Here is a 25,084-nt window from a genome sequence, read left to right as displayed (position 1 = left end):
GAAGGCCTGACGGGATCCTGTCGTAACAGGATCCGCGGACGCATTCGCTACACTGCGATCCCGTGCAGGTCGTAGGCGTCGGCCCGCTCGATCTTCACGGTGACGATGTCGCCCTGCCGCAGGGGCCTTCGCGAGGCGACGTGGACCGTGCCGTCGATCTCCGGCGCGTCGGCCTTGGAGCGGCCCTTGGCTCCCGCAGGTCCGGCCTCGTCGATGATCACCTGAAGCCGCTTGCCGATCTTGGCGCGCTGCAGCTTCAGCGAGACCAGGCCCTGCGCCTCCATGAAGCGCCGTTTGCGCTCGGCCTTCACCTCGGGAGGAACCGCTACGCCGAGGTCGTTGGCGGTCGCGCCGCGCACCGGCTCGTACTCGAAGCAGCCGACCCGCTCGAGCCGCGCCTCGCGGATCCAGTCCAGCAACTCATCGAATTCCGCATCGGTCTCGCCGGGGAAGCCGACGATGAAGGTCGAGCGGATGGCGAGGTCCGGGCAGATCTCGCGCCAGCGCCGGATGCGGTCGAGCTGCTTCTCCTGGTTGCCCGGCCGGCGCATCCGCTTGAGGACGCTGGGCGACGCGTGCTGGAGCGGCATGTCGAGATACGGCAGCACCTTGCCCTCGGCCATCAGCGGGATGACCTCGTCGACATGGGGGTAGGGGTAGACGTAGTGCAGCCGTACCCAGGCCCCGAGCTCGCCGAGTTCCTTGGAGAGGTCGTAGAAGCGGGCGCGCACGTCGCGGTCCTGCCAGCGGCTCGCGGCATATTGGGTGTCGACGCCGTAGGCGCTGGTGTCCTGCGAGACCACCAGCAGTTCCTTGACGCCGGCCTTCACCAGCTTCTCGGCCTCGCGCAGCACGTCGGCCGCCGGGCGGCTGACGAGATCGCCCCGCAAGCTCGGGATGATGCAGAAGGTGCAGCGGTTGTTGCAGCCCTCGGAAATCTTCAGATAGGCGTAGTGCCGCGGCGTCAGCTTCACGCCCTGGGGCGGGATCAGATCGAGGAACGGATCGTGCGCCGGCGGCACCGCCTCGTGCACGGCGGCGACCACGGATTCGTAGGCCTGCGGGCCGGTGACGGCGAGGAGGTTCGGATACTTTTCGCGGATCTCGTCGGGCTGCGCGCCCATGCAGCCGGTGACGATGACCCGGCCGTTCTCGGCCATCGCCTCCCCGATCGCCGAGAGCGATTCCGCCTTGGCCGAGTCGAGGAAACCGCAGGTGTTGACGATCACCACGTCGGCCCCGTCGTGGCGGCGGGCCAGTTCGTAGCCCTCGGCCCGCAGATGCGTGAGGATCCGTTCGGAATCGACCAGCGCCTTGGGGCAGCCGAGCGACACGAACGAAATCCGCGGGGCGGCCTTCGTCGCGGCGTCCGGCGGTGCGGGTACGGCAGTAGCGGTCATGGCGTCTCGAACGGCGACGTGACGCGAGGCAGCCGGTCGGGCCGCTCGGATCTCGGAGGCAAGAGGATGCGCGGGGTATAGCCCGCCGGTGCCGGTGTTGCGAGCCTCGCGCCGAAGGTCGGTCGCGCGACGGATAGGCCGGTCGAGGCATGCACGCCCGGGATCGAGCCGGCATCGCCGCTCAAAGCTTTCCATCCGCGACCGTTCATGAGCGCTAATAACGCAACTTATCCGTTTCCTGTCCGTGCCTTGTGCCGAAGAACTCGCGTGATTGATAAAGTCGCAAAACCTAAAAAGGGCAGGGCGCGCATGCCCTGGCTGCAGACGGGTCGCACCGGGCGGGAATTGACGAGAGGTGTTTCGGCGCAGTTGGTGCTTGAGACGTTCCTGAGCGCGAGACGCGAAATCACCACTCCCATGGTCTGGACCCGCGAGATCCCATCCATCGACCCCATCGTGGCGGCGCGGCTTTTGTCGCGCCTGCCGGGGCTCGCCTTTCTCGACAGCGCCATGCAGCACGACACCCTCGGGCGCGTCTCGGTGCTCGGGGCCGATCCGTTCGGCCGCTTCCGGTTGCGCGAAGGCCGCGCCACGCTGGACGGACAGGCCCTCGACGGCAAGCCGCTGGACGCCCTGCGCGACTGTCTGGCCCCCTACCGCCTGCCGCCGCAACCCGACCTCCCCGCCTTTCCCGGCGCCGCGATCGGCTACTTCGCCTATGATCTCGGCCGGGAGCTGGAGCGGGTGGCGAAGCCGCCGCGGCGGGCCGGGCTGACCGACGACATCGCCTTCAACCTCTACGACACGCTGCTCGCCATCGACCACGAACACGACCGCTGCCTGCTGATCGCCACCGGATTTCCGGAGACCGACCCGAGCGCCCGCGAGGCCCGAGCCCGGATCCGTCTCGACGCCTTCGCCACCTTGCTCGGTGAGCCGAGCGAGCCCGAGCCGTCGGCGGAAGCCGCCCCGGTTCAGCTCACCTGGAACTCGAACTTTTCGCGGCAAGGCTATGAGGAAGCGGTCGAAAAAGTCCGAGACTACATCCGCGCTGGCGACATCTATCAGGCCAATATCGCCCAGCGCTTCACCGCCGAACTGCCGTCGGGCTTCGATCCGTTCGCGCTCTACCGGCGGCTGCGCGCGACCAATCCGGCCACCTTCGGCGCTTATCTCGCCTTCGACGACCTCACGATCGCATCGAGTTCGCCGGAGCGTTTTCTGACGTTGCGCGGCCGCGAGGTCGAGACGCGTCCGATCAAGGGAACGGTGCGCCGCGTCGGCGACCCGCACGAGGATGCGAGCCTGGCGAAGGCCCTTCAGGAGAACCCGAAGGAGCGCGCCGAAAACATCATGATCGTCGACTTGCTGCGCAACGACCTCTCGCGGGTCTGCGAGCCGCGCAGTGTGCGTGTGCCGGTTCTGTGCGGGCTGGAATCCTATGCGTCGGTCCACCATCTCGTCTCGGTGGTCACGGGCACGCTGCGCGAGGGTACCGATGCCCTCGATCTCATCGCGAAGACGTTCCCGGGCGGCTCGATCACCGGCGCGCCGAAGCTCAGGGCCATGGACATCATCACCGAGATCGAAGGCGATGCGCGCGAACTCTATTGCGGCGCCATCGGCGCCATCGGCTTCGACGGCGCCATGGACACCTCGATCGCCATCCGAACCGTGTTCATGGATGGACGCGAGGCCGTGCTCCAGGCCGGCGGCGGCATCACGCTGCTGTCCGAGCCCGGCCCGGAATACGAGGAGACCCTGACCAAGGCCGCGCGCGTCTTCGCCGCCTTCGCACCGGACGGCGAGGGGGTCCGATGATCCTCGTCATCGACAATTACGATTCCTTCGTCTTCAACGTCGTGCGCTACTTCGAGGAGCTGGGCGAGACGGTGGAGGTCGCGCGCAACGACGCGCTCTCGGTCTCCGAGATCCGGGCCATGGTGCCGGACGCCGTGGTGATCTCACCGGGTCCCTGCACGCCGGCCGAAGCCGGGGTCAGTCTTCCCGCGATCCGCGACCTGTCGGGCGTGGTGCCGATCCTCGGCGTCTGCCTCGGCCACCAGGCGATCGGCGCGGCCTTCGGCGGGCGGGTCGAGCGCGCGCTCCGCCCGCTGCACGGTCAGGCCACGCCCGTGCGCCACGACGGCACAGGCCTGTTCTCGGGGCTGCCCGACCCGATGGCCGTGGCGCGCTACCACTCGCTGATCGTCTCGGCCCAGCCCGGCATGGAGCGGGAACTGGCGGTGAACGCGCTCTCGGCCGAGGGCGAGATCATGGCGCTCTCGCATCGCCGCCACCCCACCTGGGGCATCCAGTTCCACCCGGAATCGGTGCTCACCGAGGGCGGCCACGCGATCTTCTCCAACTTTTTGCGACTTGCCCGGGCCTGGCGCGAGGGGCGGGGGCGGATGCCGGCGCGAGCGAGCCTCGATGCTCTGGTGTGACGGTCGCCTCGTCGCGGGTCCGGTCCCGTTCGACCTCTCGGACCGCGGCCTGCTCCTCGGCGACGGCGTCTTCGACACGGCGCTGGCCCTCGGTGGGCGGGTCGCCTTCGAGGAGGCGCATGTCGCCCGGTTGGTCGCAGCGGCACGAACGTTGGGTTTTGCGGTTGCGCCGGAGCGGGTCGTCGAGGCGATGCGCGCGGTCGCCGGGACCGCTCCGAGGACGGCGATCCGCACGACCGTCACGCGCGGTCCGGGGCCGCGCGGCATCGCGCCGCCTGCGGAGACGAAGCCTCTCCTGTTCGCGAGCGCCGCGCCCGCGCGGTCCGGCCTCGCTTTCACGCCGATGCGGCTGCACCGCACCGCGATCCGCCGGAACGAGACCTCGCCCACGTCCCGCCTCAAGACCCTCGGCTATCTCGATGCCGTGCTGGCCGCCCGCGAGGCGACGGCGGCCGGTTTCGACGAGACGCTGTTTCTCAACACAGGCAGCCGCGTCGCCTGCGCCGGCATCGGCAACGTCTTCGGAATGTTTGGCCAAAGACTCGTGACGCCGTCCCTGGAGGAGGGGGTGCTGCCGGGGATCGTCCGTGCGCAGATTTGTTCGGTCGCGCCGAGCGTCGGGCTGGCGGTCGAGGAACGGCCTTTGCCGCTCGACGAACTCTTGGGGGCCGACGCCGTGTTCCTCACCAACTCGCTGCGGCTCGTCAGTCCGGTGACCGCGATCGGAGAGCATTTGTTCGAGAGCGCAGAGAACCCGGCCGTCGCGCAGTTGAGTCGGGCCATGCGCGAGGCCGTAGCCGCATCCTGCGGTGTCGGCCCGGAGTCGGTGTCGTGACGGGGCAGGGGGCGGACGACCGCGCCTGGATGCGCTGGGTGCTGATCGTGGTCTATGCCGGCATCGGCACCGTGCATCTCACGTCGACGGAGAGTTTCCTGCCGATCATGCCCGATTGGGTGCCGGAACCGCGCCTCGTGGTGATCGCCACCGGCCTCTGCGAGACCACCGGAGCCCTGGCGCTGACGACCGTGCGCCTCCGGCGTCTCGCCGGCATCATGCTCGCGCTCTACGCCGTCTGCGTGTTTCCGGCGAACGTGAAGCAGGCCCTCGACCACATCGCGATCCCACCGATCCCCGACAGCTGGTGGTACCATGCACCCCGCTTCGCGATGCAGCCGGTGATGGTGTGGTGGGCGCTCTATGCCGTTCACGTGATCGACTGGCCGTTCGGCCGGCGCCCCGTTCGGTCCTCAGCCAAGGATCCTTTGCTCCCGTGATCCTCCGATCCCGGGATCCAGGGATCCAGGGACGAGCCTGCCCTGCATGACCCTGTCATGGGTGTGCAACCGAGGCTCCGACAAAACCGGCGCCATGCCGAAGTGCCGTTCGCCGAAGATCAGGATCGCGCTGGAGCATGATGCGAAAAACCGGATTCCGGTTTGCTGAAAACATCGTGCGGCAAGGATGATCTCGAGCGGGGAGGGCGTTCTCAACCCTCGCCGCGTTTGACCGCCTGCCAAGCGGCTTCCATCGCCGGCAAATCGCTCGATGCGAGGGTCCGGCCGTCCGCTTCCAGTCGTGCAGCCATGGCCGTGAACCGGCGCTCGAACTTCCGGGTGCCTTGGCGCAAAGCCTCCTCCGCATCGATCCCGGCATGGCGGGCGAGGTTCGCCACGGAAAACAACAGGTCGCCGATCTCCTCGGCGATCGCTGCAGGGTCGCCGGCCCCCAGGCTCTCCTCGACCTCGTCGGTCTCCTCGCGGACCTTGGCGATCACCTCCCGCGCATTCGGCCAATCGAACCCATAGCCAGCGGCCTTTCGTGAGATCTTTTCGGCGCGCGTGAGGGCAGGGATAGCCAGGGGGATGCCGTCGAGAGGCATGTCGGTCGGCTGCACCCTGCCCCGAGCTGCCGCCTCCGCCCGCTCCTCGGATTTGATCCGCGCCCACGCTGCTTCGACCGTGGCAGGATCGTCGCGCGGTCGCCCGATGGGCAGCAGCGTACCGTCGACTTCGAACACGTGGGGATGTCGGCGGATCAGCTTGGCGACGATGCCGCCGACGACATCCGTGAAGTCGAACCGAGCCGCCTCCTCCGCCATCCGCGCCTGGAACACGACCTGGAGCAGGAGATCGCCGAGCTCGTCCCGCAGCTCGTCGGGATCGCCACGATCCACCGCATCTGCCACCTCGTAGGCTTCCTCGATCGTGAACGGCACGATGCTGGCCGGCGTCTGGGCCACATCCCAGGAACAGCCCCTTACCGGGTCCCGTAGCATCGCCATGAGGTGAAGCAGCGTGTCGATCGGATGATTCGTCATGCAGAGTTTCGTACCGCTTTCGTTCCGAATGCACATCCGAGTGTCTTGTACGGCCCTTCGTCGGAATGGCCGAGCTACGTTGGATAAACCGGGTCTGACGTGTGGATAATTCCATATATTCCATAATTTGAGTCGTCCTCTGCCCGTTCGTTTCAGCGGACGCTCGCGCCTAAGTAGGAAGAATATCTGGATGACTCTTTTAAGAGAGTCTGTTCAGCAGGTTATATGACAGAGTAAAAAACGCTTTCCAGACAAAGGCTTGAGCCCTGTTCGTGCATCGAACTCTGCGCGAGTGAGCATCGGACTCTGCGCGACAGCGTATGGAATTCTGCGTGGATTCTTCCATCGATCGCATCGGACTCTGCGCGGGTTCGCATGGGATTCGGCGCGGGAAAACCGATGAGGCTGTGCATTCCGTGGAGAACCCGGCGGCGGTGCCCCGTATCGAACTCTGCGTAGGCCGGTCCGCTGAAATCCCGGCGTATCGAACTCTGCGGGAAGGCGCGGAGACCAGGTCTGGGGACGACAAGGCCCGAGAAGCGGGGAAAGCCGGGATAAGACCGATCCGCCACAGGACTCCTCGCCCGCGAATCGTGCGACATCCGGCGCCACCCGGACTTGGACGTCGGCGATACGACGGGGCAGGGTGGAACGAGGACGTCGGCGAACGCAGCGCATGTCAGGGCTCGACCAGAAGATCGATCAGATCCGTGACCCGGACCTGCGCACCGAGTTGGAAGCAGCGCGGGGCGGGTTCCTGTTCGCGCAGATCGTCGAGCATCTGCTGTTCCGGCAGCGCGACCGTGACGCGCAGACTGCCGCACAAAACTCCCAGAAAACCCGGCGTGAGAGCATGGCGCGGGATCAGCGCCGGCGCGACGCCGTGCGCGAGGTCATCGAGAACGAGCCCGCCGCGCCCGAGAACCTGCAGCACATCCACTCGGTCCTGGCGCTCTGCGGCCTGCCCTACCGCGATCCCGGCCCGATGCGGGAGGTCCTGCGCGAATACGGCCGCAACTCCCTGAGCCTCAGCGCGGGACGCCTCAAGAACCCGGTGACGGGCGAGATGGAGGCGCAGGGCCTGCCCTACGGCCCCAAGGCACGGCTCGTCCTGCTTCACCTCTGTACCGAGGCGGTGCGCCAGCGCAGCCCCGTGATCGCTGTGGCCGACAGCCTGTCCGGCTTCATGCGCGAGATGGGATTCGCCGTCACCGGCGGCGAGCGCGGCACCATCGGCGCCTTCAAGGAGCAGCTCAACCGGCTCGCCGCCTGTTCCATGCAGATCGGCCTCTGGGACGGCAAGGAGACCGCCTCGACGCTCACCGTCCCGCCTTTCCGCCGCCTCGACCTGTGGCGGCCGCAGGGCGCCGGCGAGGTGGTCTGGCAGCGCGAGGTCCAGTTCCACCAGGACTTCTACGAAAGCCTGATCAAGCACGCCCTTCCCGTGGACATCCGCGCCGCCAGGGCGCTGTCAGGATCGGCTCGGAAGCTCGACCTGCTGTTCTGGGCCGGCTACCGCCTGCGCGCCCTGCAGCGGCCTCTGAGGCTCACCTGGGACAACCTGCACAAGCAGTTCGGGGCCGACAATGCCTCGCAACGCAGCTTCCGGCAGGCCTTCAAGGCGGATATCGCCGGTGTACTCGAGGTGTTCCCGCGCCTGCCGATCACGCTCGACGAACGCGGTATGGTCCTCAACCCGGCCGATCCGAGCGCCCTCATCGTTCCGCCCAGAGCGATTGGAATGGCTCGGAAGAAACGAAACGCCGCCTAATCCGATGGAATATTCTTAGAATGTGTTGCTATGACGAAGCAAAGCGCAGCGGACCGTAAGCCACCGGAACGCCTTAGCCGCTCTCGCTTAACTGCCGACGGAACTCGGAATAATTCCATTCCGAGTTATTCTGTTCGTCACATAAGGAAGACACCTTAGAATATGACGCTGTAAGGGAATGTGTAGCAGATTAAGGAATATTCCTGTAAGCGCTGCGGACGGGTCCGAAAAATCTCCGGACCATCCCGAGGGTCGCAGCATGGTGTTGTCGGAAGCCGAAGCAGAGGCGCAGCTCGCCGCCTTGCGCCGACAGCGCGAGGCGCTCGATCGCACGATCACCGACCTCACACTCTATCTCGAGCTCGGTCGCCGGCTGAGGGGCGGTCCGCCCTTGCCGGTCGACGAGCCTCCGCCCGCCGCTCCCGTCCCCTTCTCGTCGACACCGGGACCATGGCCTTCCCCGGATCCGGCTGAGCGGGCGGACACCGCGGATCGGCGCACTCCGTTGCGGCAGCCTGCGTCCGAGCGCGAACCTCCCGCCGAACGCGCATCGCCGCCTTCGCCCGGTGACGACCTCCGGCCCGGTGCTGTCGCCCCGGAGGCGCGAAAGGCGGGTAACGCCGGAGGGTCGGCCGAACCTGTTCCGATGGATGCCGCGCTCTCCGAGGGCGTCCTCGCCCGCCGTTACGGCCGCGCGCTGATCGAGGCGGCCCTGGCGGCCCTGGATGAGGCCGGCCGGCCGCTCCATGCCAGCGAGATTCTGGCGGTGCTTGCGCGCCGCGGCTTCTCCCTGCCGGGTCACGATCCCGTCGCTGCCCTCAACACGCGCCTCTGGAAACGCTCGGGTCCCGGTGGTCCGCTCAAGCGGATGGGCGATGCGGTCTACGCCCTGGTGGAACCGGAGGACGACGAGGCTTCGCGCCGCGACGAGGACGAGAGTTGAGGGGATGTGGGCGTCATCCCCCCGCATCCGGCGAAGCGGGACGGGACCGCCGGCCTCAACGGTGTTCGAAAAAGCGTCCTGCGATCGTCAGCCAAAAACCTGCGATAAAACAACACGCTAAGCGGGTGGGCCGTTGGCCTGCCGACGCGAACCTGCTTAAAACGGTCATTCTGGATCCGAAGCGGGCCGTTCCGGATCGGCGTCCTGGATTTGCACGCCGCAACCCGGAGCAGGTTCTCCGAACTTCGGATCGGCGGAGAGTTAAGGACCCATGGCCAGATCGACGATGAGCGCGCGGGACGCGGCCGAGGCGGCGTTCCGGAAAACCACGACGAAGCCCGTCGAGGCACCGGCCACAGCCAAGGCGCCGGCCATCCCGGGCGGACGCGAGCAGGTCACGCTGCGCATCGATCGTGACGTGCTGGAGCATTTCCAGGCCGACGGGCCGGGGTGGCAGGATCGGCTCAATGCCGCGCTCCGCAAAGCCGCGGGTCTTTCCTGAGCGCTCGCGATGCGAAGCCGCGCGGGGGCATTGGCCGAAATCGGTCGTCGTCGCCTCGACGGCAGAACCCGTCGCAATCGGGTCGTGCCGGACACCGGATACCCCCGGCATCACGATCGCAGCGGAGCGATCCAGGGCCACAGCCCGAACGGTGCGCGTGCCTCCATGTTCTACTTCACTGCGCTCGCGGCGACGGGAACGTCCCGGTGGCGTGGCCCCGATACCGCTCCGCCCGGCCGGAGGCCGATTCACACCTCCTCGTCACGCCCCACCGAGGACCACAGCGCCTCGAGCAGGTTGGAGCGCTGGTCCGAATAGGCCGAGTTCATCTCGGTGATGCGCAGGATGGCCTCGTCGAGGGCGTCGAGGCCGCCGCTGGCGTTGAGCCGCTCGCCCGCCTGACGGAGTTCGATCACCACGGCGGCCGAGGCGGGATCGTCGCGATACGGAACGGCGACGCCGTCGTCGCCGACGAAGCGGCTCCAGGTGATCTGGCGCAGCAGGGCGTCGACCGCGCGGTCGCCCTCGAGGGTCGGCATGTCGATCATCGAAGTCCTTCGGGGTTCCGTCGTCAGGTGAGGTCGCGTCGTCAGGTCGGCCGAATGTCGCCGAGCGGACGACGATACGGCTCCTGCAAGCGTTGCGAGCAAGCCTCTTGCCACGCTCAACCCGCCAAACCTTGGTTGGGTGGCATATCGTGTCGTCGCACCCTGCGCATGTGCGCCACATGGACGGCATCTCCGTCATTGGGGCACGACATGCGAAACCTAGGGCCGGGGAGCGGCGTAAGGGATCCATCGGGCACCGCCACGGTTGTCGCCCGTGGCCGCATGGCCATGTAGGCGTTAATGCACGTATCGACCGCCAGTGCTGCAGGGCCGATCGCGACGCGGCGTCTGCAAGCCTGACGACACGGGTTGGAAGAAGCGGGACGGGATGGAACAGGACGAAGCCTGGAGGCTGACGGATCAGCTGCATGCCAGCACGGGCAAGGGCGATCCGTTCGCTGCCGCCGTGCGCGGCACCCGTATGGCGATGATCATCACCGATCCGCGGCAGGCCGACAACCCGATCGTCTACGTCAACAACGCCTTCCTCGCGATGTCCGGCTACGGCCGCGACGAGATCATGGGCAGGAACTGCCGCTTCCTGCAAGGGCCGGACACCGACAGGGCCGCCGTACGGCAGATCCGCGAAGCGGTCGCGGAGTGCCGCGACATCGCCATCGATCTCCTGAACTACCGCAAGGACGGCACCTCCTTCTGGAACGCGCTGTATCTCAGCCCGGTCGCCAACGAGGCCGGCGAGGTGCTGTATTTCTTCGCCTCGCAGCTCGACGTCACCGACCGGGTCGACGCGCATCTCAAGACGCAGCAGGAGAAGGAGCATTTCGAGCGGGAGGTCGCCCGGCGCACCCACGATCTGCGCGAGGCCCTGGCTGCCAAGACCATGCTGGTCCACGAGGTCGATCACCGGGTCAAGAACAACCTGCAGATGATCTCCTCGCTGCTGGTCCTGCAGACCCGCACGATTACCGATCCAGCGGCGCGCGCCTCGATGGACGCGATGCTCAAGCGCGTCGAGGCGCTCGGTACCGTGCATCGGCGGCTCTACCAGTCCAACAACGTCGAGCGCTTCGACGTGACCGAATTCGCCCGCGACCTCGCCACCGACCTGGTGCGGGGGTCGGGCCGCGACGACATCCGCCTGCATTTCGATTTCGAGGCTGTCGAGGTGCCGGTGGCCAAGGCGCCGCCGATCGCGCTGATGATGAACGAGCTCGTCACCAACGCCCTCAAGCACGCCTTTCCGGATGGGCGCGCCGGGCGGCTCTCGATCCTGGTGGCGCCGGCCGAAAAGTATTTTACGATCAAAATCACCGATGACGGCGTTGGTATGCCGGTACCGGTCGAAATATCCGGCAAGCGCTCTTTCGGAAAACGCCTGATCGAAACGCTTGCCCGCCAGTTGAATGCCAGTATCTCTTGGCAGTCTGCCAATCCCGGCACGGCCGTCCACGTCAGTCTGCCCCGCGAAACGGCAGTCAGTTCGGAGAGTCAGTGAGCGAACCGCTGCGGGTTCTGCTGGTGGAGGATGAGGCCCTGATCCTGATGCAGCTCGAAATGCTGCTTGAGGATGCCGGGCACGTCATCGTCGGCACGGCCATGACCGCGGAGGACGGCGTGACCCTCGTCCACGAGACACGGCCCGAACTCGTCTTCGTCGACCTGCGGCTCGGCGACGGCTCGTCGGGCCTCGACGTCGCCCGCGCCGTGCGGGAGATCGGCGGCGTCACCGCCGTCTTCATCACCGCCAATTCGCGTCAATTGTCCGAGGACCTGGAGGGCGCGGCTGCGGTGATCAGCAAGCCGTTCTCAGCCAGCGTCATGGAGGACACCCTGGCTTTCCTCGAGGAAGGCCTGCGCCGCCCGCCCCCGGTCCTGGCCGTTCCTCACGGCATGATCCTGGCCCCCGCCTATCGGGCGAGCTGGGCGCCGGCCGCGCCATAGACCGCCATGGCGAAACATCAGATCGTCTGTTTCACGTCCTCGGGCTTCGGCGCATCGGCGGCGGCCCAGTCGGCAGGCGGGCTGATCAGCGTGATCTTCCGGCGGCGGGCGCGGCGTGAGATCTCGGAGATGCGGCAGACCACGCGGAGCTGAGTCTGGGCGGCGAAGCTGAAGGCCGGGCGCCGGGGCATCAGCACGTAGATGTAGACGTCGTCGTATGACTGGCCGGAGAAGCGGGCGTTCGAGCCGTCGAGATCCTTGGCGACGGCGATGCGACGGCCGAGCGCGGTGCGGTCGGCCTGGGCGCGCTTGTGCCAGGGCTCCGAGGTGCTCTTGTCGATCCAGGTCTGGGGGGCGAGGCGGCCGGCACCGGGCCTCTTCAGCGTCACGGTCTTGAGGCGGCACTTGTGCTTGTCGACGTCGTGCAGGCGCAGACGCAGGCAGCGGAACGGCCCGTCGTCGAGATACTCGGCCCAGGTCAGCGACCAGAGCTGTTCTTTCTCCGCCAGTGCCTTGCGCCGGGCTTGCGCGTCGCGTCGCAGGGTGATCGCGAACGTGGCGAGGCTGGAGAGCGCCGCCACCCAGAGCAGGATCCAGGCCGTCAGACTCGATTCGCCGAAAGGCACCGGAACCCCACCTTGGCCGCAGCGAACTCCACGACCGGAATCGTGATGGCCTCGGCACCGCAGCGCAAGGCGAAGTTCTGCAGCGCACGGAATTGGCGGGACGGGTGTTGCTGTTGCGAGTCAGGCTGACCTCCGTCGCGGCAGCGGCGGGCCGGCCCGGATAGCTTCCCCGATGCCGTGCCGGCGCAGACGGCTTCGGCCGGGATCCACGAGACGCGGCTACGCTCAACAGAATCGTTCTAAACTGCTTGACGCCAGACTGGAGTTATTCTAACTAAGAACAGCGCTGGCGACGGAGCCCGATCGCTTCGGTCGCCGAGAAATTCGAAAGGAACATCCCATGGCCGGTACCAACGCGTCCTGCGAGAGCTGCCGCTTCTTCGACGAGCACAAGACCAATGGCGGCAACGCTGCCGGCGACGAGGGCCTGTGCCGCTTCAACCCGCCCGTGAGCCAGCCCGAGCCGAACGGCCATGGCCTCTGGCCGGTGGTGGGCGGCAAGGATTGGTGCGGCCACTTCACCTCGGGCATGCAGCCCGGCGAGTGATCCTCCGGCAGGATTGAATGCTTCGAAGGCCGGTGCAGCTGCGCCGGCCTTTTTCGTTGCCGGGACCGTCGCATGTCGGCGAAGGGCATCCGGGCGCCGCAAGCCGGTCATGATGCGGTCAATTTCCCGGACGACATCGGGGGCTCAGACGGATGGCCGGCGGCGTGCGTGCCACGGTCCCGAACCAGCCGACGACCCGCGGATTGGCGCGCGGGCAGGGGATACGCATCACATGAACTGGTCTCCGATCACCGGCGCGCTCGCGGGCTTGGCGCTCGTCGCGCTCCCGAGCCTCGCCCAGGCCGCTCCGCGCGATCCGAGCGGCGTCTGGCTCACCGAAGACGGCAAGGCCCGCATCCGCGTCGAGAAATGCGGCGCTCAGAGCACCAACATCTGCGGCTACGCGGTCTGGCTGAAGGTGCCGCTGAACGACGAGGGCAAGCCCCGCGTCGACTTCCGCAATCCCGACCCGAAGAAGCAGGCTCGCGCCTCCCTCGGCCACCAGATGATCATGGGCCTCAAGCCCAATTCCGAGGGCAAGTACGAGGGCAAGATCTACAACGCCGAGAACGGCAAGTTCTACGACGTGACGATCTGGTCCGAGGCGCAGGGCGAACTGTCGGTTCGCGGCTGCATGCTCGGCTTCCTCTGTGGCTCGCAGACCTGGGAGCAGAAGACCGACCTCGCGCAAGGCCAGCTCACCGGGCCGACCAACGGCGCCAACGGCCCGCGTGCCGACGCCGAATGGGCCCCGAAGCCCAATCCGGCCGTCGCCAACGCCGCAGGCTCGCCTGCGACGACCGGCACCACGAAGCCGGCCGGCGCCGCCAAGACGTCCGCACCGAAGGCCGCCCCGTCGCGGACCGCCGCTCCGGCCCCGCAGGCCGATCCGGACGAGTGAGCGCCTGAACGCCCTCCAGCACGAATGAACGAAAGTCGCGATCCGAACCCCTCGGATCGCGGCTTTCGCCGTTTCAGGTGGTCGGCGCGGCCACGCGCTGGCGCAGGCCGGTGATGACGGCCTTGAGCATGTCGGCGCCGATCTCGGCCGTGGCGAGGGTGTTGCGCGCCGAGTAGATCCGCTCGTGCACGAAGGCGAGCTTCGCGATGACAGCCGGGGTCAGCTTGAACGGATAGAGTGCCGGCTGGCCCATGGAGCGGTTGAGCGAGTTCACCGCGTAGGTCAGCGGCATCCAGGCGGCGATCAGCCGGCCGAAATCGCCGGCGCTGTAGGGGTCGAAGTCGATCACGACGAGCCCGTCCTCGATGTCCTCGGGCGCGGTCCGGAGCTTCGGCCGCACCTGGATCTCGAAGGCCGAAGCCGTCTCCAGCGTGTCGACGATGTGCAGGTAATGGGCGAAGGTCTCGGCGAAGTCCTCCCAGGGATGAGCCGTGGCGTAGGAGGAGACGTGGGTCTCCTCCCAATGCGGCGGCGGGCCGTTCCTGTAGTGGTTCTGCAGGGCCTCGCCGTAATCGGCGCTCTCGTCCCCGAAGATCACCCGGCAGGTCGGCAGGCTCGCATCGTAGCGCACGAGCACGTCCCAGAAGTAGTGCCCGATCTCGTGGCGAAAGTGCCCGAGCAGCGTCCGGTAGAATTCGCCGAACAGCATCCGCCGCCGCTCGCGCTCGGCATCGTCCGCCTCCGCGATGTTGAGGGTGATCAGGCCGTTGTCGTGTCCGGTGAGTACGGGCGGCCCAGGCGCCTGATTCTCGGCCGGATCGGCCAGGAAGTCGAAGGCGAGCCCGTCGGAGTACTGCTCCCGGCTGGCGAGCGGCAGGCCGAGCCGCATCAGCGTGTAGAACAGCCTGTGCTTGGCGGCCTCGATCTGGCGCCAGCGGGTCAGGTTCTTCTCGATGGTGATGTCGGGCACCAGCCGGTTGTGGCGGCAGGCGATGCAATAGGGCTCGGCGGAATCGGCCGGCACCATCCAGTTGCAGGCGTCGTGCGCCGCGTTGGCGCAGAAGCGCAGCTTGGCACCCGGATTGGCGTAGGCGTGGAAGACGTCGTCGCCGGAGGGTTCCAGCGCGGACATCTCATGGACTTCGGTGACGAAGCCGAGCCGCCGCTGGCAGCTTTCACAGGCGGTGCTCTCGAAGGAGATCGGCTGGTCGCAGGCCTGGCACTGGAAGATCTTCATGGGCCTGTCTCGATCGCGCCGGGCCCGGTGCCGGAATCCTGGCGGGCCGCGATCGACTGTCGTCGGTCCGGCCCATCCTGACCAAGCGGCTTCGGAGATGGATGTTCCCCTCCGCCTCCATCCTCACATCAGGCGATGTGCCGCTTCTTCTTGCTCTCGGTGAGCACGAGGCGCTCGATCTCGCCGACGCGGCGGTCCTCCTCGGCCTCGCAGAACGGGCACTTGGTCAGAACCGGGCCGTCGGCGGTGAACTCGATCTCCTGGTCGTCCGGCACCTCGACGCCGAAGGCGTAGAACTCGCCGCAGGCATTGCAGTAGAGCCCGACATTCGTCACGCCGAGTTTCCGTTTCAGGGTCGGCAGAGGCATGCCCGGCGCCGTCGCGAGATGGATTCGGTGTTGCGGCATCGGCGGCGGGCCTCGGGATTCCGAAGGGGAGGGGATCGGACTGTCGCCACCAGAATACCGCAACCGGAAGCATGGATCTTGCTTTTTCCGGCCCCGACCGGTGCCCCCGTGTATAAGGCCCCGGCCCGACGGCCGCGCCCAGGCGCGACCGTGACCTGCCCTGACGACTGAAGCGGGAGCCTTCGTGTCGATTCAAGCCGCGCTGCACCACGTCACCCATTACCGCTACGATCGGCCGATCACGATCGCTCCCCATGTGATCAGGCTGCGGCCGGCACCGCATGCGCGCACGCGGATTCCGTCCTACGCGCTGAAGGTCTCGCCGGAGAACCACTTCATCAACTGGCAGCAGGATCCGAGCGGCAACTGGCTCGCCCGCGTCGTCTTCCCGGAGAAGAGCACGGAGCTGCGGATCGAGGTCGATCTCACCGCCGAACTCGCGGTGATCAATCCCTTCGACTTCTTCGTCGAGCCCTATGCCGGCGCCTACCCCTTCGCCTATGCCGATGGCCTGCAGGCGGAACTCGCCCCGTATCTGGCGGTCGATGACGGGCACGGACCGGAAATCGACGCCTTCCTGGAGCGGCTGCCGACGGAGACCGGCACGGTCTCGTTCCTGGTGGCGCTGAACGAGCTGGTCCGCTCCGAGATCGCCTATTCCACCCGCTACGAAGAAGGCGTGCTGGCCCCGGCCGAGACCCTGCGGGCCAAGATCGGCTCCTGCCGCGACTCGGCCTGGCTGCTGGTGCAGGTGCTGCGCCGGATCGGCTTCGCCGCGCGCTTCGTCTCCGGCTACCTGATCCAGCTCGTGCCCGACACCACCGCCGTCGAGGGGCCGGAAGGGACGAAGACCGACTTCACCGACCTGCATGCCTGGGCCGAGGTCTACCTGCCCGGCGCCGGCTGGATCGGCTTCGACGCGACGTCGGGCCTGCTTACCGGCGAGGGCCACATTCCGCTGGCCGCCGCCCCGCATTACCGCTCGGCCGCGCCGATCTCGGGCACCACCGAGCCCGCGGGCACCACGTTCGACTACGCAATGACGATCACCCGCGTCGCCGAATCGCCGCGCATCACCAAGCCCTTCTCCGGTACGGTCTGGGAGGCGATGGACGCGCTCGGCGAGCGGGTCGACGCGGACCTCGCCGCGCAAGACGTGCGCCTGACCATGGGCGGCGAGCCGACCTTCGTCTCCATCGACGATTACGAATCGCCCGAGTGGAACGCCTCCGCCGTCGGCCCGACCAAGCGCGGCCTCGCCGACCAGCTCGTGCGCCGCCTGCGCGTGCGCTTCGGAGAAGGCGGCCTGCTGCATTACGGGCAGGGCAAGTGGTATCCGGGCGAGAGCCTGCCGCGTTGGGCCTTTGCCCTGTTCTGGCGGAAGGACGGGGTGCCGATCTGGCGGGACCCGTCGCTGATCGCCGTCGAGGACGGTCCGCGCAAGGCGACGACAGAGACGGCACGGGTGCTGGTCGACTCGCTCGCGGCCCGCCTCGGTCTCACCGGTTTCGTGATCCCGGCCTATGAGGACGACGCCTACTGGAAGGCGCGCGAGAGCGTGCTTCCGGACAACGTCACCACGGCGGACGCCAAGAGCGGCAGCCCCGAAAACGATGCCCGCATGGCCCGCGTCTCGGCCCGGGGTCTGACCAACCCGACCGGCTTCGTGCTCCCGGCAGGAAGCCTCGCGGCCGGCGAGGGCCGGGTTTGGATCTCGGAAGCCTGGGTGTTTCGGCGCGGCGCGCTGTTTCTCACGCCCGGCGACTCAGCGGCCGGCTTCCGGCTGCCGCTCGCCTCGCTGCCCTGGGTGCCGCCGGAATCCTATCCCTACTACCACCCGCAAGACCCGTTGGAGAATCGCGCGGACCTGCCGGCCAGCGACTTCTCCGACGGCCGGGGCGGGCCGAACCGCGCCAACGGCGCCGGTGTCGAGGGCGTGGCCGTACGCACCGCGATCACCGTCGAGGCGCGCGACGGCCGCCTCTGCGTGTTCATGCCGCCGCTCGAGCGGGTCGACGAGTATCTGGAACTCGTCGGCCATCTCGAAGCTTCGGCCGCGGAGATCGGCCAGCCGCTCCACATCGAGGGCTACGAGCCGCCCTACGATCCGCGCATCGGGCTGATCAAGGTCACCCCCGATCCCGGCGTGATCGAGATCAACGTCCACCCCGCCGCCTCGTGGCGCGAGGCCGTCGACATCACCATGGGCCTCTACGAGGACGCGCGGCAGACGCGGCTGGGCGCCGAGAAGTTCATGACCGACGGGCGCCATACCGGCACCGGCGGCGGCAACCATCTCGTCCTCGGCGGCGTCACCCCGGCCGATTCGCCGTTCCTGCGCCGGCCGGACCTCCTGAAGAGCCTGACGCTCTACTGGCAGCGCCATCCTAGCCTCTCCTACCTGTTCGCCGGCCTCTATGTCGGGCCGTCGAGCCAGGCGCCGCGCATGGACGAGGCCCGCCATGACGGCCTCTACGAGCTGGAGATCGCCCTCGGACAGGTGCCGACGCCCGAACAGCCGAACATCCCGCACTGGCTGGTCGACCGGCTCTTCCGCAACATTCTCGCGGACGTCACCGGCAACACCCACCGGGCCGAGATCTGCATCGACAAGCTCTACAACCCGGACAGCCCGACCGGGCGCCTCGGCCTCCTGGAGTTCCGCTCCTTCGAGATGCCGCCGGACGCGCGGATGAGCCTCGCGCAGCAGCTTCTCATCCGCGCCATCGTTGCCTGGGCATGGCGCGAGCCGCAGGGCGGCTCCTGTGTCCGCTGGGGCACGGCCCTGCACGATCGCTTCATGCTGCCGCATTTCCTCTGGGCGGACTTCCTCGACGTGCTGGAAGACCTCCGCCGCGCCGGCTACGCTTTCGACCCCAAGGCCTTCGAGGCACAGGCCGCGTTCCGCTTCCCCGTCTTCGGGCGGGTCGAGCAGGGCGGCGTCGGCCTCGAACTGCGCCAGGCGCTTGAGCCCTGGCACGTCCTGGGCGAGGAAGGGTCGGGCGGCGGCACCGTGCGCTACGTGGATGCATCCGTCGAACGGTTGCAGGTGAAGGTCGAGGGCTTCAACCCCGCCCGCCACCTCATCGCCTGCAACGGCCGGCGTCTGCCGATGACCGCGACCGGGCGCTCCGGCGAGGCGGTGGCGGGTCTGCGCTTCAAGGCATGGCAGCCGGCCTCGTCCCTGCATCCGACGATCCCGGCCCACGGGCCGCTGACCTTCGACGTGCTCGACACCTGGAGCGGGCGTTCGCTCGGCGGCTGCCGCTACCACGTCAGCCATCCCGGCGGCCGCAACTACGAGAGTTTTCCGGTGAATGCCTACGAGGCGGAAGGTCGCCGCCTCGCACGCTTCGAGCCGCAGGCGCACACCCCCGGCCTGATCGAGATGCCGCCCGAGGAGCGCTCGATCGAATTTCCGCTCACCCTCGATCTGCGAACGCCGGCGCCGCGATGACCTCGGGGGGGGCGCTCGCACTCGATCGACAGACAGGCGGATCGGCCCTCGATCCAGTCCAGAGCTGGATCGACGGCTACGACCAGCGGCCGGGGCTCGTCGACGAGTTGCTCGACGCCGACGGCTTTCTGCGCGGCGCCTGGCCGCACTTCCTCGAACGCTTCGGACAGCTCGGCGAGCAGGAGGTCCGGGCGCGCTTTCTCTCGGGGGAGCGGCACATCCGCGACGCCGGCATCTCCTACCGGGTCTACGGCGATCAGCGCGAGCATGCCTGGCCGCTCGGGCCTCTGCCCCTGGTGATCGATTCGCGGGACTGGGCGGAGCTGTCGGCCGGCATCGTCCAACGCGCCGGCCTGATGGAGCGGATCGTCTCCGACATCTACGGGCCGGGCCGCCTCGTCACGGAGGGCCTGCTGCCGGCCGCAGCCGTCGCGGGCAGCTCCGAATTCCTGAGGCCCGCTCACGGCATCGCGCCGCCGGGCGGCCGCCATCTCCAGATCTACGCCGCCGATGTCGGGCGAGGGCCGGACGGGCGCTGGCGCGTACTGGCCGACCGGACACAAGCCCCCTCCGGCCTCGGCTTCGCCCTGGAGAACCGGATGGTGCTCGCCCGCGCCTATCCGGACCTGATCTCCGACCTGCACGTCGAGCGCCTGCCCGGCTTCTTCCAGAGCCTGCGCGAGGGCCTGACCCAGGCCTGCGAGCGCAGCGATCCGCGCATCTGCCTGCTGACCTCGGGTCCCTACAGCAGCACCTATGTCGAGCAGGCGGCCTTGGCGCGCTATCTCGGCTTCCTGCTCGTCGAGGGCGACGACCTCGTGGTGCAGGATGGCCTGCTGCATGTGCGCACCGTCGCCGGCCTCAAGCGCGCCGACGCCCTCTGGCGGCGGATCGACGGCGACTATCTCGACCCGATGGAGCTGCGCTCCGACAGCCGCCTCGGCGTGCCCGGCATCCTCGACGTGCTGCGCCGGGGCGGTGTCGTCGTCGGCAACATGCCGGGCTCCGGCGTGCTCGAATCCGGCGCGCTCAGCCCCTACCTTCCGCGCATCGCCGAACGGCTGCTCGGAGAATCCCTGCGCCTGCCCGATCCGCCGACCTGGTGGTGCGGCGATCCCGCGAGCCTCGCCCATGTGCGGGCCAACCTCGACGGTCTGACCCTGCGTCCGGCCGCGACCCCCGTGCGGGGGCCCGAGCGCGACGCGATCCTCGGGCCGCACGCCCTCGACGCCGCCCGCGACAAGGCCATCGCGGCCCTTCGCGACCGGCCCTTCGACTGGGTCGGGCAGGAGACGAGTCCGCTCTCGACCATGCCGGCCTGGTCCGAGGGCCGCCTCGTCGCCCGGCCCTTCGTCATGCGCGTCTTCGCCACCGCCACGCGGGACGGCTGGCGCGTGATGCCGAGCGCCTTCTGCCGCACCGCGGAGCGCGAGGGAGCCGACCCCACCGACATGCGCACCGGCATCCGCTCGGCCGACGTCTGGGTCCTGTCCGATGCACCCGTCGAGACGCCGCCGCTGCTCTCGACGATCACGCCCAAGATCCGGCGCATCGCCGGGCATCTGCCCTCGCGTGCCGCCGACAACCTGTTCTGGCTCGGCCGCTATCTCGAGCGGGCGGAGGGCGTCATCCGCCTCGTCCAGACCCATCTCGGCCGCCTCGCCGGCACGCTCGCCGCCGATACCGGCAGCGATGTCGGCACGCCGACGAGCCTGCGCATCCGCGCGCTGCTCGACGAGTGGGAATCGATCGCCGAGCCCGACCTGCCGACGGCCGCCCTGGCGCAGGAGGCCCTGAGCGACCGCGAGCAGGCCGGCTCGGCGCTGGCCCACGTGCTCTCGGCCCGGCGCTCCGCCTCGACGCTTCGCGAGCGCCTGCCCGTCGAGGCGTGGCGGGCGCTGACCGAATTGCAGGACCTGCTCGATTTCGGCGAGGCCTGGGTGCCGAACGAAGCGCAGCTCTTCGGCCGGGCCGAGCGGGCGCTGGGCCATCTCTCGGCCTTGTCCGGGCTCTCGCACGAGAACATGAACCACTCCGCCGGCTGGCGCTTCTTCGACATGGGGCGGCGCATCGAGCGGGGCGTGAACACCTGCGCCTTCGCGCTCCGCTTCGCCGGCGATCAGGCCGGCGCGGAAGACCTCGGTGTCATGCTGGCGCTGTGCGATTCCCAGATCGCCTACGGCGCGCGCTACCTTACCGGCGTCAGCCTCGACGCCGTGCGCGACATGGCGCTGCTCGACCCGTTCAACCCGCGCTCGGTCGCGTTCCAGGTCGAGGCGATCGTGCGCCATCTCGACACCCTGCCGGAGCTGCGCGCCGACGGGGTGCCCGAGCCGCACCGGCGCGCGGCGCTCAAGCTCGCCGGTACCTTCGCCACCGCCGAGGCCGCCGACCTCAATGCGGCGGGCCTCGCCCATTTCGAGACCGAGCTGGAGGAACTCGCCAGCGCCATCGCCGGCCGCTACTTCCCCGGCAGTGCCGATGCCCTGCGGCCGGAGAAGCTGACGGGCCTCGCGTGATCTACAGCCTGCGCCACCTGACGACCTACCGCTACGCGCGCACCGTCCGCTACGCGCGCTGCAACCTGCGCCTGCGCCCTCGCGAAGGCGACGGCCAGCACGTGCTGGCCAGCAGCATCACCGTCACCCCGATCCCGAAGGGGCGCGGCACGCGGGAGGAGTACTTCGGACTGCAGACCCTGACGCTGACCATCGACCAGCCGCACAAGGTCTTTTCCGTCGAGGCGACCTCCCGCGTCAGCGTCGAGCGCCCCCCGTTGCCCGATCCCGAATCCGGCCCGTCCTGGGAGGCGGTGCGCGAGGCGGCGCTCAGTCTGCCGACCCTCGGCGCCGAGTCGCCCGCTCATTTCCTGTTCCCGAGCCGGCGCGTGCCCCTCGCCGCCGAGGTGACCGATTATGCTCGCGAGAGCTTTCCACCCGGACGCAGCGCCTATGGCGGCGCCTTCGACCTGATGAACCGCATCCGCGCCGATTTCCGCTTCGACGCCAAGGCCACCACCGTCTCGACGCCGCTCGTCAAGGCCTTCGCGCTCAAGGCCGGCGTCTGCCAGGATTTCTCGCACGTGATGATCGCGGGCCTGCGCGGGCTCGGGCTGCCGGCGGCCTATGTCAGCGGCTACCTGCGCACGCGGCCCCCGCCCGGGCGCCCGCGCCTGCGCGGCGCCGATGCGAGCCACGCCTGGGTCTCGGTCTGGTGCGGACGCGACTGGCACGGGGACGGGGGCGACGCGGGCTGGTTCGGCCTCGACCCCACCAACGCCTGCGGCGTGCGCGACGACCATATCGAACTCGCCCGCGGCCGCGACTACGGCGACGTGACGCCCATCGACGGCATCGTCTCCTCGCCCGGCGGCCAGAAGCTCAAGGTCGAGGTCGACGTGGTGCCGGACGACGAAGAGATGGTTTGACGCTGTCGCACCGCCGAGGCCTGCGCTAGGATCCGCCGTGAGGCCCAACTCTGGTCGGGAGGGTAACGCGATGCGTGCCGGATCGAGACTCCCGTTCGCCGTGGCGATTCTCTGCGTCGTCGCGAGCGCGGCGGAGGCGAGGCCGGCCCGCTGCTTCACGAGCGACGACGGCGCCTATCCGTGCGACTTCCAGGCGACCGATCGCGACGGCAGCTTCGCCATCGCGGCGCCGGGCAAGCCGACCTACCGCCTGAACATGGGCGAGCCCGGCTACGCCTTCGGCTTCGTCGATCTCGGTGGCCGCAACGTCGCCCTGCCCGGACGCTATCGGCCGCTGGGCGGACCGCGGGGATGCTGGGCCAACGACGACACCGGGACGAAGATCTGCGCGGAGTGAGGTCGTCCCGGCGGCAGGGGCAGTCCGGTCGCGGAGTGGACGCTGCGCCGCGAACGGCTTAAGCCGCGCCGGTTCCCGACGGCCGGCATCGGCCACGTGTCGGAAGCGCTGACGGAGAAACGGACGTGGTTCAGTCCATCGCGGATGTGCGGGAGGCGATCTTCGGCTTCATCGCGGCCCGCAATCCGGGCCTGCCCCCCGGCTCGGTGGACGGGCAGACCTCGCTCGTCACGAGCGATGCGCTCGATTCCATCGGCATCCTCGACCTGATGATGCATCTCGGCGAGCGCTACGGCTTCGAGATCGACGAGGACGCGTTCGATCTCGGCAATTTCGAGAGCGTCGACACCTTGGCCCACTACGTCGACGACAGGCGTTCGGGTTCCTAACTGACGCCGATGTCACCAACACAGCTGCACCAGCTCCTCGATGGCGGCGCCTGCGCGCCCGACCGCGTGGCCGTGGTCGAAGGCACGGATGCGCTGACCTACGGCGCGTTTCGCGGGCGTATGGCAGCGCTCGCCCGACGCATGACGGCGCTCGGCGTCGGGCCGGGCGACCGGGTGGCGATCCTGTTGCCGAAATCCTGTGCCGAATGCGTCGCGATCTTCGCCGCGAGCGCCGCCGGCGCGGTCTTCGTGCCGATCCATCCGAGCCTGCGCCCGCGCCAGGTCCGCCACATCGTCGAGGATTGCGGCGCCCGCCTCCTCGTCACCGACCCGGCCCACCATGCGGCGATCGGCAGCGAACTGGACGGTCTCGCCGGGCTGGGCCTGCTGGTCGGAGAGAACGGGGAGGGGATCGCCGCCGCCGGCATCGCCCGGCAGCCGACCCCCGACGGGCTCGCCGCGATTCTCTACACCTCCGGCTCCACCGGCCTGCCCAAGGGGGTGATGCTGAGCCATGAGAACCTGCTCGCCGGCACGCGCATCGTCAGGACCTATCTCGGCATCACCGCGGACGAGCGCATCCTCTCGGTGCTGCCCTTCTCGTTCGATTACGGCCTGAACCAGCTGCTCACCAGCGTCGAGCAGGGGGCACGGCTGGTGCTCCTGAACGTCCGCCTCGGCGACGACGTGGTGCGGGCGATCGAGACGCACCGGATCACCGGGCTTGCCGGCGTCCCGACCCTGTGGACGCTCCTGACGCGCGCCAGCCCGCGCTTCGCCAAGGCCGACCTCGCGAGCCTGCGCTACCTCACGAATTCCGGCGGAAGCCTGCCCCTCGCGACGATCCGGCGGCTGCGGGATCGCCTGCCGGAGACCGAGCTGTTTCTGATGTACGGGCTGACCGAGGCGTTCCGCTCGACCTACCTGCCGCCGGAGGAGATCGACCGCCACCCGGATTCCATCGGCCGCGCCATCCCGGAGACTGAGATCTTTCTGGTGACGCCCGACGGGCGGCGGGCGGGGCCGGGCGAGCCCGGCATCCTGCACCATCGCGGACCCACCGTGTCGCTCGGCTACTGGAACCGGCCGGACGATACCGCGCGGGTGCTGGTGCCCGATCCGTTTCCCAGGGCCGGACAGGATCGCCCGGTCTGCCGCTCGGGCGACATCGTGGTGGCGGACGATCACGGCTTCCTGCGCTTCCTCGGCCGCGAGGACGCGATGATCAAGACGCAGGGGTTCCGCGTCAGCCCAACCGAGGTCGAGGCGGCCCTGATGGAGACCGGGGCCTTCCGCGCGGCTGCGGTGATCGGCCTGCCGGATCGCGGTGTCGGCCAGCGCATACATGCGGTGACGGTGCCGGTCGGGAACGGCGCCGACACCGCCGACGTGATGGGCCATCTGCGCCGCTCGCTGGCGCCGCACCTCGTACCCCGGGCAATCGAGCGGGTGGACAGCCTGCCGACGACGCCGAACGGCAAGGTGGACTACAAGCGCCTCGTCGCCGAGCGGGTTTCGGCGGAGATCGTGGCGGAGGAGGCGTTGGTCGAAGCCTGAGCCCCCGGAGGCGCGCGGCGGATGGCGAAGGGCTGAGGATCAGGACCATCGCAACCCAGGGACATCAGCGCCCGTGCATATGTGCGCTGGCCTTGGCGACCATGCGGGCGAAGGCGGTGGCGGCGGCCGAGGCCTGGACCTGGCTCGGATAGCCGACAGGGGAACGGGCGATGGTTTCGCCGCGGGTCCCGCGCAGGGTCCACGACCATTGGCCGGGCCGCTCCTCGTTCACCTCGAACTGCATGGAT

At 68.7% G+C, this 25,084-nt stretch carries 24 protein-coding genes; 17 read left to right on the top strand and 7 right to left on the bottom strand.

The genetic code is table 11. The features are described 5' to 3' along the window. Window positions 1-47 precede the first annotated feature (47 nt). Complete coding sequence (gene rimO, locus MHA02_RS17965; RefSeq protein ID WP_147081239.1) at window positions 48-1,400, bottom strand: 30S ribosomal protein S12 methylthiotransferase RimO; 1,353 nt, start codon at window positions 1,398-1,400, stop codon at window positions 48-50. Between the two features lie 417 nt (window positions 1,401-1,817). Here rimO and pabB point away from each other — a divergent pair, with 417 nt between their 5' ends. From pabB to MHA02_RS17945, 4 genes are read left to right on the top strand one after another with little or no spacing between them, the layout of a single operon-like run. Next, window positions 1,818-3,221 carry an aminodeoxychorismate synthase component I gene (gene pabB, locus MHA02_RS17960; protein WP_147081237.1) on the top strand — a complete coding sequence of 468 codons (1,404 nt, stop codon included), beginning with the start codon at window positions 1,818-1,820 and terminating at the stop codon, window positions 3,219-3,221. After that, window positions 3,218-3,847, top strand: a complete 630-nt coding sequence (locus MHA02_RS17955; RefSeq protein ID WP_147081235.1) for an anthranilate synthase component II — start codon at window positions 3,218-3,220, stop codon at window positions 3,845-3,847. The genes pabB and MHA02_RS17955 overlap by 4 nt, the downstream gene beginning before the upstream one ends. Further along, entirely contained in the window at window positions 3,834-4,682 is an 849-nt protein-coding gene (locus MHA02_RS17950) for an aminotransferase class IV (RefSeq protein ID WP_147081233.1), read from the top strand. Before MHA02_RS17955 ends, MHA02_RS17950 begins: the two co-directional genes overlap by 14 nt. 29 nt (window positions 4,683-4,711) lie before the next feature. Continuing rightward, a complete protein-coding gene (locus MHA02_RS17945) occupies window positions 4,712-5,122 on the top strand; it encodes a DoxX family protein (protein WP_238180203.1) in 411 nt (136 codons plus the stop codon). Window positions 5,123-5,334: 212 nt separating this feature from the next. Here MHA02_RS17945 and mazG read toward each other — a convergent pair whose 3' ends face one another. Beyond that, window positions 5,335-6,165, bottom strand: coding sequence for a nucleoside triphosphate pyrophosphohydrolase (mazG, locus tag MHA02_RS17940; protein WP_147081231.1), 831 nt, complete (start codon window positions 6,163-6,165; stop codon window positions 5,335-5,337). 676 nt (window positions 6,166-6,841) lie between these two features. Between mazG and MHA02_RS17935 the strand changes: the two genes are divergently transcribed. The 3 genes from MHA02_RS17935 (at window position 6,842) to MHA02_RS17925 (ending at window position 9,381) form a co-directional block, all read left to right on the top strand. Next, window positions 6,842-7,936, top strand: a complete 1,095-nt coding sequence (locus tag MHA02_RS17935; RefSeq protein WP_147081229.1) for a replication protein RepA — start codon at window positions 6,842-6,844, stop codon at window positions 7,934-7,936. A gap of 259 nt (window positions 7,937-8,195) precedes the next feature. Next, complete coding sequence (locus MHA02_RS17930; protein WP_147081227.1) at window positions 8,196-8,879, top strand: hypothetical protein; 684 nt, start codon at window positions 8,196-8,198, stop codon at window positions 8,877-8,879. A 286-nt stretch (window positions 8,880-9,165) separates the two neighbouring features. Beyond that, complete coding sequence (locus MHA02_RS17925) at window positions 9,166-9,381, top strand: BrnA antitoxin family protein (protein WP_147081261.1); 216 nt, start codon at window positions 9,166-9,168, stop codon at window positions 9,379-9,381. 248 nt (window positions 9,382-9,629) lie between these two features. On the opposite strand, the gene MHA02_RS17920 is transcribed toward MHA02_RS17925, so the two are convergent. Then, on the bottom strand, window positions 9,630-9,929 hold the full coding sequence (locus MHA02_RS17920) for a hypothetical protein (RefSeq protein ID WP_210245087.1): 300 nt from the start codon (window positions 9,927-9,929) through the stop codon (window positions 9,630-9,632). 388 nt (window positions 9,930-10,317) lie between these two features. Here MHA02_RS17920 and MHA02_RS17915 point away from each other — a divergent pair, with 388 nt between their 5' ends. Both MHA02_RS17915 and MHA02_RS17910 read left to right on the top strand, forming a co-directional pair. Further along, window positions 10,318-11,445 (top strand): histidine kinase dimerization/phosphoacceptor domain -containing protein, encoded by a 1,128-nt coding sequence (locus MHA02_RS17915; protein ID WP_147081223.1) that lies wholly within the window; start codon window positions 10,318-10,320, stop codon window positions 11,443-11,445. Beyond that, on the top strand, window positions 11,442-11,891 hold the full coding sequence (locus MHA02_RS17910; RefSeq protein WP_147081221.1) for a response regulator: 450 nt from the start codon (window positions 11,442-11,444) through the stop codon (window positions 11,889-11,891). The genes MHA02_RS17915 and MHA02_RS17910 overlap by 4 nt, the downstream gene beginning before the upstream one ends. A 17-nt stretch (window positions 11,892-11,908) precedes the next feature. On the opposite strand, the gene MHA02_RS17905 is transcribed toward MHA02_RS17910, so the two are convergent. After that, complete coding sequence (locus MHA02_RS17905; protein WP_147081219.1) at window positions 11,909-12,517, bottom strand: hypothetical protein; 609 nt, start codon at window positions 12,515-12,517, stop codon at window positions 11,909-11,911. A 340-nt stretch (window positions 12,518-12,857) separates the two neighbouring features. Between MHA02_RS17905 and MHA02_RS17900 the strand changes: the two genes are divergently transcribed. Further along, window positions 12,858-13,064, top strand: a complete 207-nt coding sequence (locus tag MHA02_RS17900) for a hypothetical protein (protein ID WP_147081217.1) — start codon at window positions 12,858-12,860, stop codon at window positions 13,062-13,064. A 232-nt stretch (window positions 13,065-13,296) separates the two neighbouring features. Continuing rightward, window positions 13,297-13,965 (top strand): DUF2147 domain-containing protein, encoded by a 669-nt coding sequence (locus MHA02_RS17895; protein WP_147081215.1) that lies wholly within the window; start codon window positions 13,297-13,299, stop codon window positions 13,963-13,965. Between the two features lie 73 nt (window positions 13,966-14,038). On the opposite strand, the gene MHA02_RS17890 is transcribed toward MHA02_RS17895, so the two are convergent. Both MHA02_RS17890 and MHA02_RS17885 read right to left on the bottom strand, forming a co-directional pair. Next, window positions 14,039-15,202 (bottom strand): zinc-binding metallopeptidase family protein, encoded by a 1,164-nt coding sequence (locus tag MHA02_RS17890; protein ID WP_147081214.1) that lies wholly within the window; start codon window positions 15,200-15,202, stop codon window positions 14,039-14,041. Window positions 15,203-15,330: 128 nt separating this feature from the next. Further along, entirely contained in the window at window positions 15,331-15,570 is a 240-nt protein-coding gene (locus tag MHA02_RS17885) for a hypothetical protein (RefSeq protein ID WP_147081213.1), read from the bottom strand. A 223-nt stretch (window positions 15,571-15,793) separates the two neighbouring features. Here MHA02_RS17885 and MHA02_RS17880 point away from each other — a divergent pair, with 223 nt between their 5' ends. From MHA02_RS17880 to MHA02_RS17855, 6 genes are all read left to right on the top strand, one after another. Further along, window positions 15,794-19,066 (top strand): transglutaminase family protein, encoded by a 3,273-nt coding sequence (locus MHA02_RS17880; protein ID WP_147081212.1) that lies wholly within the window; start codon window positions 15,794-15,796, stop codon window positions 19,064-19,066. Continuing rightward, window positions 19,063-21,585, top strand: a complete 2,523-nt coding sequence (locus tag MHA02_RS17875; RefSeq protein ID WP_147081211.1) for a circularly permuted type 2 ATP-grasp protein — start codon at window positions 19,063-19,065, stop codon at window positions 21,583-21,585. The genes MHA02_RS17880 and MHA02_RS17875 overlap by 4 nt, the downstream gene beginning before the upstream one ends. Next, window positions 21,582-22,493: a transglutaminase family protein gene (locus MHA02_RS17870; RefSeq protein WP_147081210.1), complete on the top strand. Its 912-nt coding sequence runs from the start codon at window positions 21,582-21,584 to the stop codon at window positions 22,491-22,493. The genes MHA02_RS17875 and MHA02_RS17870 overlap by 4 nt, the downstream gene beginning before the upstream one ends. Window positions 22,494-22,563: 70 nt before the next feature. After that, window positions 22,564-22,890, top strand: a complete 327-nt coding sequence (locus MHA02_RS17865; RefSeq protein WP_170249336.1) for a hypothetical protein — start codon at window positions 22,564-22,566, stop codon at window positions 22,888-22,890. A gap of 125 nt (window positions 22,891-23,015) precedes the next feature. Continuing rightward, complete coding sequence (locus tag MHA02_RS17860; protein WP_238180200.1) at window positions 23,016-23,279, top strand: acyl carrier protein; 264 nt, start codon at window positions 23,016-23,018, stop codon at window positions 23,277-23,279. Between the two features lie 9 nt (window positions 23,280-23,288). Next, entirely contained in the window at window positions 23,289-24,836 is a 1,548-nt protein-coding gene (locus MHA02_RS17855) for an AMP-binding protein (protein WP_147081208.1), read from the top strand. Window positions 24,837-24,900: 64 nt separating this feature from the next. Here MHA02_RS17855 and MHA02_RS17850 read toward each other — a convergent pair whose 3' ends face one another. Further along, window positions 24,901-25,080, bottom strand: a complete 180-nt coding sequence (locus MHA02_RS17850) for a YegP family protein (RefSeq protein WP_147081207.1) — start codon at window positions 25,078-25,080, stop codon at window positions 24,901-24,903. Window positions 25,081-25,084 lie beyond the last annotated feature (4 nt).

It is taken from the genome of Methylobacterium haplocladii, assembly GCF_007992175.1.
GTDB classification, from domain to species: domain Bacteria; phylum Pseudomonadota; class Alphaproteobacteria; order Rhizobiales; family Beijerinckiaceae; genus Methylobacterium; species Methylobacterium haplocladii.
This window is presented reverse-complemented; position numbering and strand designations above follow the sequence as displayed.